Source organism: Microvirga antarctica, assembly GCF_017921815.1.
GTDB classification, from domain to species: Bacteria; Pseudomonadota; Alphaproteobacteria; order Rhizobiales; family Beijerinckiaceae; genus Microvirga; species Microvirga antarctica.
The window spans coordinates 1-299 of sequence record NZ_JAGEMM010000050.1; the positions used below are offsets into that span (position 1 = coordinate 1).

Here is a 299-nt window from a genome sequence, read left to right on the forward strand (position 1 = left end):
GCCAGCTAAGGTCCCAAAGTCATGGTTAAGTGGGAAACGATGTGGGAAGGCCCAGACAGCCAGGATGTTGGCTTAGAAGCAGCCATCATTTAAAGAAAGCGTAATAGCTCACTGGTCGAGTCGGCCTGCGCGGAAGATGTAACGGGGCTAAACCATGCACCGAAGCTGCGGCAGCGACACTGTGTGTTGTTGGGTAGGGGAGCGTTCTGTAAGCCTGCGAAGGTGGCCTGTGAGGGTTGCTGGAGGTATCAGAAGTGCGAATGCTGACATAAGTAACGATAAAGCGGGTGAAAAGCCCG

Annotated in this window: 1 rRNA gene; it reads left to right on the top strand. The window is 53.8% G+C overall.

The features are described 5' to 3' along the window. Nucleotides 1-299, top strand: a 23S ribosomal RNA gene (locus J4G32_RS20805); the annotation flags it as partial.